15 protein-coding genes are annotated in these 11,813 nt (G+C 62.8%); 8 read left to right on the top strand and 7 right to left on the bottom strand.

The window, feature by feature from the left end; all coding sequences use genetic code 11:
• Positions 1-78: 78 nt before the first annotated feature.
• The 6 genes from ahpC to KH389_RS10980 all read right to left on the bottom strand — a co-directional run bounded on the left by ahpC (position 79) and on the right by KH389_RS10980 (position 5,411).
• The gene (gene ahpC, locus KH389_RS11005; protein ID WP_043861743.1) at positions 79-642 is read right to left on the bottom strand and encodes an alkyl hydroperoxide reductase subunit C; all 564 of its coding nucleotides are present in this window, start codon (positions 640-642) and stop codon (positions 79-81) included.
• Positions 643-860: 218 nt separating this feature from the next.
• Positions 861-2,216, bottom strand: coding sequence for a glutathione-disulfide reductase (gene gorA, locus KH389_RS11000; RefSeq protein ID WP_213607349.1), 1,356 nt, complete (start codon positions 2,214-2,216; stop codon positions 861-863).
• A 98-nt stretch (positions 2,217-2,314) separates the two neighbouring features.
• Positions 2,315-3,154 (bottom strand): UTP--glucose-1-phosphate uridylyltransferase GalU, encoded by an 840-nt coding sequence (galU, locus tag KH389_RS10995; RefSeq protein WP_043861741.1) that lies wholly within the window; start codon positions 3,152-3,154, stop codon positions 2,315-2,317.
• Positions 3,155-3,349: 195 nt separating this feature from the next.
• A complete protein-coding gene (locus tag KH389_RS10990; protein ID WP_370409331.1) occupies positions 3,350-4,198 on the bottom strand; it encodes a c-type cytochrome in 849 nt (282 codons plus the stop codon).
• 62 nt (positions 4,199-4,260) lie between these two features.
• The gene (locus tag KH389_RS10985; RefSeq protein WP_213607348.1) at positions 4,261-4,911 is read right to left on the bottom strand and encodes a c-type cytochrome; all 651 of its coding nucleotides are present in this window, start codon (positions 4,909-4,911) and stop codon (positions 4,261-4,263) included.
• 146 nt (positions 4,912-5,057) lie between these two features.
• Positions 5,058-5,411: a hypothetical protein gene (locus KH389_RS10980; RefSeq protein ID WP_043861738.1), complete on the bottom strand. Its 354-nt coding sequence runs from the start codon at positions 5,409-5,411 to the stop codon at positions 5,058-5,060.
• A 155-nt stretch (positions 5,412-5,566) separates the two neighbouring features.
• Between KH389_RS10980 and KH389_RS10975 the strand changes: the two genes are divergently transcribed.
• The 8 genes from KH389_RS10975 (at position 5,567) to csrA (ending at position 11,356) form a co-directional block, all read left to right on the top strand.
• On the top strand, positions 5,567-5,869 hold the full coding sequence (locus KH389_RS10975; RefSeq protein ID WP_043861737.1) for a DUF1883 domain-containing protein: 303 nt from the start codon (positions 5,567-5,569) through the stop codon (positions 5,867-5,869).
• A gap of 4 nt (positions 5,870-5,873) precedes the next feature.
• Positions 5,874-6,044: a hypothetical protein gene (locus tag KH389_RS10970; protein ID WP_088514404.1), complete on the top strand. Its 171-nt coding sequence runs from the start codon at positions 5,874-5,876 to the stop codon at positions 6,042-6,044.
• Positions 6,045-6,070: 26 nt separating this feature from the next.
• Positions 6,071-7,144, top strand: a complete 1,074-nt coding sequence (locus tag KH389_RS10965; protein WP_213607347.1) for an NAD(P)H-dependent flavin oxidoreductase — start codon at positions 6,071-6,073, stop codon at positions 7,142-7,144.
• A gap of 78 nt (positions 7,145-7,222) precedes the next feature.
• Positions 7,223-7,981, top strand: a complete 759-nt coding sequence (gene modA, locus KH389_RS10960) for a molybdate ABC transporter substrate-binding protein (protein WP_058540359.1) — start codon at positions 7,223-7,225, stop codon at positions 7,979-7,981.
• Entirely contained in the window at positions 7,981-8,661 is a 681-nt protein-coding gene (gene modB, locus KH389_RS10955; RefSeq protein WP_054914304.1) for a molybdate ABC transporter permease subunit, read from the top strand. Before modA ends, modB begins: the two co-directional genes overlap by 1 nt.
• A 3-nt stretch (positions 8,662-8,664) precedes the next feature.
• A complete protein-coding gene (gene modC, locus KH389_RS10950) occupies positions 8,665-9,753 on the top strand; it encodes a molybdenum ABC transporter ATP-binding protein (RefSeq protein WP_078481840.1) in 1,089 nt (362 codons plus the stop codon).
• Between the two features lie 52 nt (positions 9,754-9,805).
• Positions 9,806-10,843, top strand: coding sequence for a DNA topoisomerase IB (locus KH389_RS10945; RefSeq protein ID WP_054914302.1), 1,038 nt, complete (start codon positions 9,806-9,808; stop codon positions 10,841-10,843).
• Positions 10,844-11,158: 315 nt separating this feature from the next.
• Positions 11,159-11,356, top strand: coding sequence for a carbon storage regulator CsrA (gene csrA / locus KH389_RS10940; protein ID WP_043861731.1), 198 nt, complete (start codon positions 11,159-11,161; stop codon positions 11,354-11,356).
• A 48-nt stretch (positions 11,357-11,404) separates the two neighbouring features.
• Here the strand turns inward: csrA and KH389_RS10935 are convergent, their stop codons facing one another.
• Entirely contained in the window at positions 11,405-11,797 is a 393-nt protein-coding gene (locus KH389_RS10935) for a response regulator (RefSeq protein ID WP_054914301.1), read from the bottom strand.
• Positions 11,798-11,813 lie beyond the last annotated feature (16 nt).

The raw sequence follows: 11,813 nt of genomic DNA, 5'->3' as shown, positions 1-11,813 counted from the left end.
CGGGCAGAGTCGCCCGGGCGTTTTGCGGGGCGGGACAGACTTCAGGTGCGGTGGCCCGCCCTCGGCTGGTTCACGGTCTTAGATCTTGCCGACCAGGTCCAGAGATGGCGCCAGGGTAGCTTCGCCTTCTTTCCACTTGGCCGGGCAGACTTCGCCTGGGTGGGCAGCGACGTACTGGGCAGCCTTGACCTTGCGCAGCAGCTCGCTGGCATCACGGCCTACACCGCCGTCGTTGAGTTCGACGATCTTGATCTGGCCTTCAGGGTTGATCACGAAGGTACCGCGGTCGGCCAGGCCGGCTTCTTCGATCAGCACGTCGAAGTTGCGCGAGATGACGTGGGTCGGGTCACCGATCAGCGGGTACTGGATCTTGCCGATGGTTTCCGAGGTGTCGTGCCAGGCTTTGTGGGTGAAGTGGGTGTCGGTCGACACACCGTAGATTTCCACGCCCAGCTTCTTGAATTCAGCGTAGTTGTCGGCCAGGTCGCCCAGTTCGGTCGGGCAGACGAAGGTGAAGTCGGCCGGGTAGAAGAACACCACGGACCACTTGCCCTTCAGGTCGGCTTCGGAAACAGGGACGAATTCGCCGTTGTGGTAGGCAGTAGCGTTGAACGGTTTGACCTGGCTGTTGATGATAGGCATCGGTGACTCTCCTCAGGGTTGAAAAACTTGATGGGAGAATCCTAACCATTCATCGCCGATAGCGCTCATTGGCAAAGCTGATGCTGGTGATTGGTTTTGGCTATAAAGCTCAGTACGGATAGACGATTTATGTTGATGCGATCGCGGGCCAAGCCCGCTCCCACAAAGACCGTTGCAATCGCTGTGGGAGGGGGCTGGATCCGCGCTGGAAGCACCGCTTAGCGCGTAGGCGTACGCAGGGTCACGAACTCCTCCGCGGCTGTCGGGTGCACACCGATGGTTTCGTCGAACTGCTGCTTGGTCGCCCCGGCCTTGAGCGCGATGCCCAGGCCCTGGATGATCTCGCCGGCATCCGGCCCGACCATGTGACAGCCCAGCACGCGGTCGGTGTCGGCATCGACCACCAGTTTCATCAGGGTCTTCTCCTGCACGTCGGTGAGGGTCAGCTTCATTGGCCGGAAGCGGCTTTCGAAGATCTGCACCTTGTGCCCCGCCTCCAGCGCCTGCTCCTCGGTCAGGCCCACGGTGCCGATCGGCGGCTGACTGAACACCGCCGTCGGGATGTTCCGGTAATCCACCGGGCGATACTGCTCCGGCTTGAACAGGCGCCGCGCCACGGCCATGCCTTCGGCCAGGGCCACCGGAGTGAGCTGCACGCGGCCGATCACATCGCCAATGGCCAGAATCGACGGCTCGTCGGTCTGGTACTGGTCATCGACCTGCACGTAGCCGCGCTTGTCCAGTTGCACTTCGGTGTTCTCAAGCCCCAGGTTGTCGAGCATGGGGCGCCGGCCGGTGGCGTAGAACACGCAGTCGGCAATCAGCTCGCGACCATCCTTGAGGGTCGCCTTGAGGCTGCCATCGGGCTGCTGGTCGATACGCTGGATGTCGCTGTTGAACTGCAGGTCGAGACCGCGTTTTTCCAGCTCTTCCTTCAGGTGCATGCGCACTGCGCCATCGAAGCCGCGCAGGAACAGGTCGCCCCGGTAGAGCAAGCTGGTCTTGGCGCCCAGCCCCTGGAAGATTCCGGCGAACTCCACCGCGATGTAACCACCCCCCACCACCAGCACACGCTTGGGCAAGGTCTTGAGGTAGAACGCCTCGTTGGAACTGATGGCCAGCTCGCGCCCGGGGATGTCCGGAATCTGTGGCCAGCCGCCGGTGGCGATCAGGATGTTCTTCGCGCTGTAGCGCGTGCCGTCCACCTCGACCTCATGGGGCCCGGTGAGGCGGCCGTGGCCTTCGAGCAGGGTCACGCTACTGTTGACCAGCAGGTTGCGGTAGATGCCGTTGAGCCGCTCGATTTCACGGTTCTTGTTGGCGATCAGCTGTGCCCAGTCGAACTGTGCATCTTCCAGCGACCAGCCGTAGCCTGCCGCCTGCTCGAAGTCATCGGCAAAGTGCGCGCCGTACACCAGCAGTTTTTTCGGCACGCAGCCGACGTTGACACAAGTGCCGCCCAGGTAGCGGCTTTCGACCACCGCCACTTTTGCGCCGAAACCGGCAGCAAAACGTGCTGCACGCACACCGCCGGAACCGGCGCCAATCACGAACAGATCAAAATCGTAGGCCATATCAGTCTCCTTGGCAGGCCGCCAGCATACCGCCAGCCAGGCCCATAAACAAAAAAGCCACCCGAAGGTGGCTTTGTGACGCAACCGACCGAGTGAACTCAGTAGGCCTTGCCGGTCTTGTAGAAATTTTCGAAGCAGAAGTTGGTCGCGTCGATGTAACCCTCGGCGCCACCGCAGTCGAAACGCTTGCCCTTGAACTTGTAGGCAATCACGCAGCCGTCCTGGGCCTGCTTCATCAGGGCGTCGGTGATCTGGATTTCACCGCCCTTGCCCGGCTCGGTCTCTTCGATCAGCTTGAAGATGTCCGGGGTCATGATGTAGCGGCCGATGATCGCCAGGTTCGACGGGGCGTCTTCCGGCTTTGGCTTCTCGACCATGTTGCGTACACGGTACAGGTCGTCGCCGATCAGGTCGCCGGCGATCACACCGTACTTGCTGGTTTCCTGCGGGTCGACTTCCATGATCGCAACGATGGTGCAGCGGTACTGCTTGTACAGCTTGACCATCTGCTTGAGCACGCCGTCACCGTCGAGGTTGACGCACAGGTCGTCGGCCAGCACCACGGCAAACGGCTCGTCACCGATCAGCGGGCGACCGGTCAGGATCGCGTGGCCCAGGCCTTTCATTTCGGTCTGGCGGGTGTAGGAGAACGAGCACTCGTCGAGCAGGCGACGAATACCGACCAGGTACTTTTCCTTGTCGGTGCCCTTGATCTGGTTTTCCAGCTCGTAGCTGATGTCGAAATGGTCTTCCAGAGCGCGCTTGCCGCGGCCGGTGACAATGGAGATTTCGTTCAACCCAGCGTCCAGCGCTTCTTCAACGCCGTACTGGATCAGTGGCTTGTTCACCACTGGCAGCATTTCCTTTGGCATGGCTTTGGTTGCTGGCAGGAAGCGGGTGCCGTAACCGGCTGCCGGGAACAAGCATTTCTTGATCATAAACGTCCTTAACAAGGGGCTGTGCAGTACGAAATTCGGCGCAGTCTAATCAGGCGGCGATGCGCTTACAATGCCCCCGTGGCCCGGCCGAATGAATGATAGAGAAAAACTCAGTGTAGATAGTTCCCGCAGGTTGCAAATAATCCGCGTATCCAGGCCCGCAGGCAGGCCTGGATACGCGGATGGGCGAGCGTTCTAGCCGCCTGTGCCCTGCCCGATCAGCACCCCGTCGACCTTCTGGCCATAGAGGTTGACGCCGTCATTGGCGTGGAACTTGAGCCGGGTTTTTTCCACCGAGCCTTCGACCAGGCGCGGGTCCTGAGGGCGCTCATGCGCGTTGATGAAGGCCGCCACGTCCCAGGCCTGCTGGTCGGTCAGCGTGCCTGGCTTGCCCAGCGGCATGTTGTGCTTGATGAACGAGGCCGCCGTGTTGATGCGGTGCATGCCGGCACCCCAGTTGTAGGAGTCCTTGCCCCACAGCGGTGGCATCACATAGTCCTTGGCCACCTTCTGGCCCTGGCCGCTGTCGCCGTGGCAGATGGCGCACTGCTGCTGATACACCTGGGCACCGCGCTTGATGTCATAGCCCTGCGCAGGCTTGTCGACCTCCGGGTAGCCACGCCCCGGTGTCTCGACGCCGATCGGTGCCTTGCTCGCCAGCCAGTAGGCATACACCGACAACGCCGTCATCTCGGGGCTGTCGGCCGCCGGCGGCTTGCCGTTCATGCTGAACTGGAAGCAGCCCTGGATACGCTCGGCAAAGGTGTTGACCTTGTCGTTTTTCTTGCGATAGGCAGGGTACATCGGGTAAGCCCCCCACAGCGGCGCCGAATGCGCCAGCCGCCCCTGATCCAGGTGGCAGTTGCTGCAGTTCAGGCCGTTGCCCACATACTCGGGGGCCAGGCGCTTGGTGTCGACGAACAGCGCATAGCCGTCGCGCACCATCTTGCCGAAGGCGTTGTCGGGCAACTCGCTTTCGGCGGGGGGCTTGAAGCTGGCCGGCGTGCTGGCCGGCGCCACCTTCAGTTGCGACTGGTCTTCCATGGCGATCGGGGCCGCCTGAACGCCGCCCATGAACAGGGTCAGGGTAGTGAGTAGCAAGCGATTCATTGAGCGGCCTCCTGGCTGGCGCGGGTGGCAAAGTATTCAGCCAGCGCCTTGACCTCGGTATCGGTCAGGGCTTTGGCGACACCGACCATCAACTGGTTAGGGTCGTTGCTGCGCCGGCCGTCGCGCCATGCGTCAAGTTGCCCGGCCAGGTAGCTGGCAGGCTGGTGGGCCAATGGCGGAAAGTGCTCGCCTACCCCCACACCACCCGGCCCGTGACATTGCACGCACCCGGGGATGCCTCGGCTCCAGTCGCCGTAAAGCGCCAGCGACTCGACCGGGTCGGTTGCCATCTGCTGGCGACGGGTATCAGGGGTGGGCGCCACCGGCATTGCCGCCAGCGTGGCGCTGATGGCGCTGATCTCGGCGTCGCTCAGGGCCTTGGCCAGCGGCTCCATGATCGGCTGCTTGCGGCTGCCGTCACGAAAGTCCTTGAGCTGTTTGCTCACATAGGCGGCCGGCAGGCCAGCCAGGCGTGGGAAGCCGGCGGCGGCCATGCCCAGGCCATCGGGGCCATGGCAGCTCATGCAGGCCATGGCAGAGGGGTTCTCCCCTCCCTGGGTGAATATTTTCTGGCCATCGGCGGCAGTGGCGGCTTGCATTGAAAGCAACAGCAGGCTGCCTATCAGGATTCGATCCAGTGGGATCATCACGGACTCCATTTTTCTTGTTATAAGCTTAGACTTATAAAATATAAGCCTACCGATACTAGGCCTATCCGGCCAGCGCTACAACGCGGGCAGGCACAGAAAAATGCAGGGACAACCACTGAATCGTTTAAACGCGGCTCACGCAATCACTTGGAGATGCACACGCTCACAGCCGCTTTGACATCCCCCGGGCGCAGGGGAAAATTGCTCAACCGCTCATGCAACTTGACCGCGCTGCCACTCGAGCGCTCGCTGATCTCCAGCACTGCAGCCGGGGACTTGTCCGAGAGCTTCTGCGGAACCACCACGCGCAGGCCGCTACCCCGCTCCTCGATGGTCAGCGGGCCACGGCTATCAGCCAGTTTTTGCTGAACGCAGGTGGCAAACTCGCGTGGCGACTTGCCCGAGATCACGCTCATGGTCTCGGGGCTCTGTTCGATTTCGGCTACATTGGCACAACCGGTCAGCGCAACTGCCAGCGCTGGTACAACCCATTTCATCGGTACCCCTCCATAAAAAACCGTTGGACCATGGCCAGGCCGATTTGCTCCCTGGATTGGCAGTTTTATCTCTGGCCTTGGCACTCAGCCCCACAGTGTAACCCGACATCGTGCTATCGTTTTGATTTGCCAAAAGATCCCTTGCGGAGAGCGACATGAAATTCGTACACCAGCGCGAGCACCTCAATGAAGACGACATCGTCGTCATCCACTGCTCCCAGCGCTGCAATATCCGCCTGATGAACGATGCCAACTTCCGCAGCTTCAAGAATGGCGGCCGGCATACCTATCACGGCGGCGCCTTCGTCGACTTCCCGGCGAAGATCACCGTGCCCAGCGACGGCTTCTGGAACATCACCATCGACACCGTTGGCCCCCGTGCCCTGTCGGCGGTAAGCAAGCCGACCTTCACCCACACGATCAAGATCATCCGCCGTTCGTCGTCGAAGCTGAGATAACCCCATGAGCGAAAACATCAAGTACGTCATCAAGTACAACCTCGACGGCGAGCGTCGTTTCGACTTCGCCGTGCTCAGCAGCACGGCGCCACAGCAGGTCGAGGAAGCCTTGCGCAAACTGCACGGCGAAGACTTCAGCAAGATCACCGATATCAAGGTAAGCAAGGCGCTGTAACCCACGCCCACACAAGGAGCCCCGCGATGAGCCAATGGCCGGACCCACGTATCCTCGACCTGCTCGGTATCGAGTTGCCCATCATCCAGGCACCGATGGCGGGCGCCACGGGGTCGGCCATGGCCATCGCGGTCAGTAACGCCGGGGGGCTGGGCTCGCTGCCATGCGCGATGCTCACCCCCGAGCAGATAAGCCAGGAGATCGCGACCTTCAGCCAGGCCAGTCGCGGCCCGCTCAACCTCAATTTCTTCTGCCATCGGCCACCCGCCACCGATGGCGAACGTGCAATCCGCTGGAAGCAGGCACTCAAGCCGTACTACGAAGAAGTGGGTGCCGACTTCGGCGCCACCACCCCGGTCTCCAATCGCGCGCCCTTCGACGAAGCGGGCTGTGCCTTGGTGGAAGACTGCAAGCCTGCAGTGGTGAGCTTTCACTTCGGCCTGCCTGCGCCCGAGCTGCTGGCGCGGGTCAAGGCCAGCGGGGCCAAGGTACTGTCCAGTGCCACCACGGTCGAGGAAGCACGCTGGCTCGAAGCCCATGGCTGCGACGCGATCATCGCCATGGGCTATGAAGCAGGTGGGCACCGCGGCATGTTCCTGAGCGATGACCTCACCACCCAGATCGGCACCCTGGCGCTGGTGCCCCAGGTGGCCGATGCGGTCAAGGTGCCGGTGATCGCGGCTGGCGGCATCGGCGATGCCCGCGGTGTTGTGGCGGCCTTCGCACTGGGCGCCTCGGCCGTTCAGGTGGGCACCGCCTACCTGTTCTGCCCCGAGGCCAAGGTGTCGGCCGCGCATCGCCAGGCACTGCACAGCGCACAGGCCAGCGATACCGCGCTCACCAACCTGTTTACCGGGCGCCCGGCACGCGGCATCAATACCCGCATCATGCGTGAGTTGGGCCCGATGAGCCCCCTGGCCCCTGCCTTCCCCCTGGCCGGCGGCGCCTTGATGCCCCTTCGCGCCATCAGCGAGCCGCAGGGCAACAGCGATTTCAGCAACCTGTGGGCCGGCCAGGCGCTGCGCCTTGGCCAAACCCTGCCGGCAGCCGAACTGACGCGCCAACTGGCAGAAAAGGCGCTGGCATTGATGTCACGGTAAAACAGATCTTTCCGTTTGTCGGGCAATCGCTATATATTCCAATGCATAACGATTACCTCATGCACATGGAGCTGTTTGATGAGAATGCGCGCCCCTCGTTTTGCCCTGACCGCCGTATTCGGCATGCTGACCCTCAACAGCGCCTGGGCCGATGAAGTCCAGGTGGCCGTCGCGGCCAACTTCACCGCGCCCATCCAGGCTATTGCCAAGGATTTCGAAAAGGACACCGGCCACAAGCTGGTCGCCTCCTTCGGCGCTACCGGGCAGTTCTACGCGCAGATCAAGAATGGCGCGCCCTTCGAGGTGTTCCTGTCGGCCGACGACACCACCCCCGAAAAACTCGAGAACGAAGGCGAAACCGTCAAGGGCTCGCGCTTTACCTACGCCATCGGCACCCTCGCGCTGTGGTCGCCCAAAGCGGGCTATGTGGATGACAAGGGCGAAGTCCTGAAGAAAAACGACTACAAGCACCTGTCCATCGCCAACCCCAAGGCCGCGCCCTACGGCCTGGCCGCCACGCAGGTACTGGCCAAGCTGAACCTGGCCGAGGCCACCAAGGGCAAGCTGGTCGAAGGCCAGAACATCACCCAGGCGTTCCAGTTCGTTTCCACCGGCAACGCCGAGCTGGGCTTCGTGGCCCTGTCGCAGATCTACAAGGACGGCAAGGTCAGCAATGGCTCGGCCTGGATCGTGCCGGCCAACCTGCACGACCCGATCAAGCAGGACGCTGTGATTCTCAACAAGGGCAAGGACAACGCCGCCGCCAAGGCGCTGGTCGATTACCTCAAGGGCCCCAAGGCCGCTGAAGTGATCAAGTCGTACGGCTACGAACTCTGATGCCACTGGACGCCAGCGACCTGGGCGCCATCTGGCTGACGTTCAAGCTGGCGTCGCTGACTACCCTGATCCTGCTGCTGATCGGCACCCCGATCGCCTGGTGGCTGGCGCGCACGCGCTCCTGGCTGCGCGGGCCGATCGGGGCGATCGTGGCCTTGCCCCTGGTGTTGCCGCCCACGGTGATCGGCTTCTATCTGCTGATCGCCCTGGGCCCCCACGGCTGGCTTGGCCAGGCCACCCAGGCGCTGGGCCTGGGCACCGTGGTGTTCAGTTTCACAGGCCTGGTGATCGGGTCGGTGGTGTACTCGATGCCGTTCGTGGTGCAACCGCTGCAAAACGCCTTCAGCGCCATTGGCGAACGCCCGCTGGAGGTGGCTGCCACCTTGCGCGCCAGCCCGTGGGACTGCTTTTTCAGCGTGGTGCTGCCCCTGGCCCGCCCTGGCTTCATTACCGCGAGCATCCTGGGCTTTGCCCACACCGTCGGCGAGTTCGGCGTGGTGCTGATGATCGGCGGCAATATTCCCGACAAGACCCGCGTGGTTTCCGTGCAGATCTTCGACCATGTCGAGGCTATGGAGTACATGCAGGCCCACTGGCTGGCCGGCGCCATGCTGGTGTTCTCGTTCCTGGTGCTGCTGGCGCTGTACGCCAGCCGCCGCGGCAAGCCGGCCTGGAGCTGACCGATGAGTGCATTGATCCAGGCCCGGTTGCAGGTGGCCTTCGACGATTTCCGGCTGGATGTCGACCTGCAACTGCCCGGGCGCGGTGTCAGCGCCCTGTTCGGCCATTCGGGCTCGGGCAAGACCACCTGCCTGCGCTGCCTGGCAGGCCTGGAGCGGGCCGACCAGGCCTACATCGAGGTCAATGGCGAGGTCTGGCAGGATTCCGCACGCCAGTACTTCATGCCGCCCCACCAACGCCCCATCGGCTACGTGTTCCAGGAAGCCAGCCTGTTCCCCCACCTGAGCGTGAAGAACAACCTGATCTTCGGCTGGCGACGCATCGCCCAGCACCAGCGCCAGGTCGGCCTGGAGCACGCCTGCGAGCTGCTGGGCATCAGCCACCTGCTCGCGCGCAAGCCGGACACCCTGTCGGGCGGTGAACGACAGCGCGTGGGGATCGCCCGTGCGCTGCTCACCAGCCCCAAGGTGCTGCTGATGGACGAACCCCTGGCAGCCCTGGACGGCCCGCGCAAACGCGAGATCCTGCCGTACCTGGAGCGCCTGCACGACCAGTTGCAGATCCCGCTGATCTACGTCAGCCATGCGCAGGACGAAGTGGCGCGCCTGGCCGATCACCTGGTGCTGCTCGAACAGGGCAAGGTGCAGGCCAGCGGGCCGATCAGCCAGACCCTGGCCCGCCTGGACCTGCCGCTGGCCCTGCAGGAGGACGCCGGGGTGGTCATCGAGGGCGAGGTGGACGCCCACGACGCGGCCTACCAGTTGCTGGACCTGAAACTGCCGGGCAGCGACCTCAGGTTGCGCCTCACCCACGAGGCGCTGGCCCCGGGGGCGCGCCTGCGGGTCAAGGTCCAGGCACGCGACGTGAGCCTGAGCCTGGCCGACGACAGCCGTTCGAGCATTCTCAACCGCCTGCCGGTGCGCGTGTGCGCGTTGCGCGCCGGTGACAACCCGGCGCAGATGCTGGTGAGCCTGGACGCCGATGGCACAGCCCTGCTGGCGCGGGTGACGCGCTACTCGAGCGACCAGCTGGGGCTGCACGAAGGCCAGCAGTTGTGGGCGCAGATAAAATCGGTGGCATTGCTGGGCTAACTTGCGCGAACGGCTGCTGTCCATCGTCAGAGCCCCTACGCGAGCGCCCAGCATGAGTGTCGACCTGCCCCCTTTGCCCAGTGGCCTGCATTACGTGGATGACAGCCGCCCCGGTTTCCATCGGCGCCTGCTGCGCAAGCACTTCGCCTATTTCGACGCCCACGGCCAGCGCATCACCGCACCGGATACCCTGGCCCGCATCAAGGCGCTGGCCATACCGCCGGCCTATACCGATGTATGGATCTGCGCCGACCCGCGCGGCCACCTGCAAGCCACCGGACGCGACGCACGTGGTCGCAAGCAGTACCGCTATCACCCCGACTGGCGCGAACTGCGCGACAGCCACAAGTACGACCGCATGCTGGCCTTCGCCAAACGCCTGCCGCGGCTGCGCAAGCAACTCGACGAGCACCTGGCGCGGCCCGGCCTGGACCGCGAAAAGGTCATGGCACTGGTGGTCAGCCTGCTCGACAACACGCTGATCCGCGTGGGCAACCGTCAGTATGCCCGCGACAACCGCTCCTACGGGCTGACCACGCTGCGCACTCGCCATGTGCAGGTCGAAGGCAGCGCGATACGGTTTCGCTTTCGCGGCAAGAGCGGCATCGAGCACCAGGTGACCCTCAAGGACCGGCGCCTGGCACGCATCGTCAAGCGCTGCCTGGAACTGCCGGGCCAGGACCTGTTCCAGTGGCAGGACGCGCTGGGGCAATGTCACACCGTCGGTTCGGCGGACGTGAACGCCTACCTGCAGCAATTGACCGGTGCCGACTTCACCGCCAAGGACTATCGCACCTGGGCCGGCAGCGCGCTGGCGCTGGAGTTGCTGCGCGAGCTGCAATGGCAACCGGAAACCGAAGCGCGCCGACAGATCGTGGCCATGCTCAAGCAGGTGGCGTCGCGACTGGGCAATACCCCCGCCGTATGCCGGCGCAGCTATGTGCACCCGGCGCTGCTGGAGCGCTTCGTGCTGGGCGAGCTCCACGCGCTGCCACGGCCACGGGCGCGCCAGCGCATGGAGCTGGCCGAGGTGGCCCTGGCACGTTTTCTCATGACATTGAATGCATGCGATACGAATGAAAATCATTAACTAGCACATTAAATAACCCTACTTTTTAAACGCCGCCGTTCCATAGAAAAAAGACATATCCCCCATCAGGCAGAGAAATTTCCCATATGCGTTGAAGCCCCCTATGCTTGCGTCCATGGGCGATACCGGTTGTGCGTAATTGCCCATCTGCCCAATCGGAACCTGTGACTAAAGACCTCAACAGAATCTTGTGCTCGGGGAATTAATTTCCATCGAATGCGTCTTTAATGAAGGGAAAGACGGCTGTGCCACCGCGCACACCCGGCCTGTGCAGCTACCGCCTGCAAGGCATTCAAAGTTACCAAGGAGAAGTACATGCTGATACTCACCCGCAAAGTTGGCGAAAGCATCGTCATCAATGATGACATCAAGGTCACCATTCTAGGGGTCAAGGGGATGCAAGTGAGGATCGGCATCGATGCACCCAAAGATGTCCAGGTGCACCGTGAAGAGATTTACAAGCGCATTCAAGCCGGCAGCCCGGCGCCGGAGAAGGGGGATGATCACCAGTAACCAGGGCTAATCGAGTCGCACGGATGCGCTTGGTCCCGGCAACACGGTTCACTGAAGCTCTGGCGTATCCCGCCCGGCCTCCGCCACACCGATGAATGCCCTGACCCTGGCCACCATGCTGGCAGTATCGAACGGCTTGTCGAACACTGCAGAAAACAGGTCAGGTATGGCTTTGCCGATACTTGCCTGGGCCCCGCTCATGAGAATGACCGGTAGGTCCGCAAACTGCGCATTGCTGCGAATCGCTTTGGCCAACTCCTCGCCATTCATTATCGGCATCATGTAGTCGGTGATGACCAGGTCGATTCGCACCTTCTCCAGCACGTCCAGGGCCGTCTTGCCATTGGGCGCCTTCTCGACCTTGTAGCCGGCGTCCTCCAGGGCATACCCCAGGATATCGGCGATCACATACTCGTCGTCCACGACCAGAATCGTGCTCATGGCTGCCAGCCCAGGG

It is taken from the genome of Pseudomonas qingdaonensis (assembly GCF_018398475.1).
Lineage (GTDB): Bacteria > Pseudomonadota > Gammaproteobacteria > Pseudomonadales > Pseudomonadaceae > Aquipseudomonas > Aquipseudomonas palmensis.
This window is presented reverse-complemented; position numbering and strand designations above follow the sequence as displayed.

What these genes read in the sequence shown, in the direction of transcription:
- ahpC (WP_043861743.1), bottom strand. Translation starts at nt 642, where the DNA reads ATGCCTATCATCAACAGCCAGGTCAAACCGTTCAACGCTACTGCCTAC.
- gorA (WP_213607349.1), bottom strand. Translation starts at nt 2,216, where the DNA reads ATGGCCTACGATTTTGATCTGTTCGTGATTGGCGCCGGTTCCGGCGGT.
- galU (WP_043861741.1), bottom strand. Translation starts at nt 3,154, where the DNA reads ATGATCAAGAAATGCTTGTTCCCGGCAGCCGGTTACGGCACCCGCTTC.
- KH389_RS10990 (WP_370409331.1), bottom strand. Translation starts at nt 4,198, where the DNA reads ATGGAAGACCAGTCGCAACTGAAGGTGGCGCCGGCCAGCACGCCGGCC.
- KH389_RS10985 (WP_213607348.1), bottom strand. Translation starts at nt 4,911, where the DNA reads ATGATCCCACTGGATCGAATCCTGATAGGCAGCCTGCTGTTGCTTTCA.
- KH389_RS10980 (WP_043861738.1), bottom strand. Translation starts at nt 5,411, where the DNA reads ATGAAATGGGTTGTACCAGCGCTGGCAGTTGCGCTGACCGGTTGTGCC.
- KH389_RS10975 (WP_043861737.1), top strand. Translation starts at nt 5,567, where the DNA reads ATGAAATTCGTACACCAGCGCGAGCACCTCAATGAAGACGACATCGTC.
- KH389_RS10970 (WP_088514404.1), top strand. Translation starts at nt 5,874, where the DNA reads ATGAGCGAAAACATCAAGTACGTCATCAAGTACAACCTCGACGGCGAG.
- KH389_RS10965 (WP_213607347.1), top strand. Translation starts at nt 6,071, where the DNA reads ATGAGCCAATGGCCGGACCCACGTATCCTCGACCTGCTCGGTATCGAG.
- modA (WP_058540359.1), top strand. Translation starts at nt 7,223, where the DNA reads ATGAGAATGCGCGCCCCTCGTTTTGCCCTGACCGCCGTATTCGGCATG.
- modB (WP_054914304.1), top strand. Translation starts at nt 7,981, where the DNA reads ATGCCACTGGACGCCAGCGACCTGGGCGCCATCTGGCTGACGTTCAAG.
- modC (WP_078481840.1), top strand. Translation starts at nt 8,665, where the DNA reads ATGAGTGCATTGATCCAGGCCCGGTTGCAGGTGGCCTTCGACGATTTC.
- KH389_RS10945 (WP_054914302.1), top strand. Translation starts at nt 9,806, where the DNA reads ATGAGTGTCGACCTGCCCCCTTTGCCCAGTGGCCTGCATTACGTGGAT.
- csrA (WP_043861731.1), top strand. Translation starts at nt 11,159, where the DNA reads ATGCTGATACTCACCCGCAAAGTTGGCGAAAGCATCGTCATCAATGAT.
- KH389_RS10935 (WP_054914301.1), bottom strand. Translation starts at nt 11,797, where the DNA reads ATGAGCACGATTCTGGTCGTGGACGACGAGTATGTGATCGCCGATATC.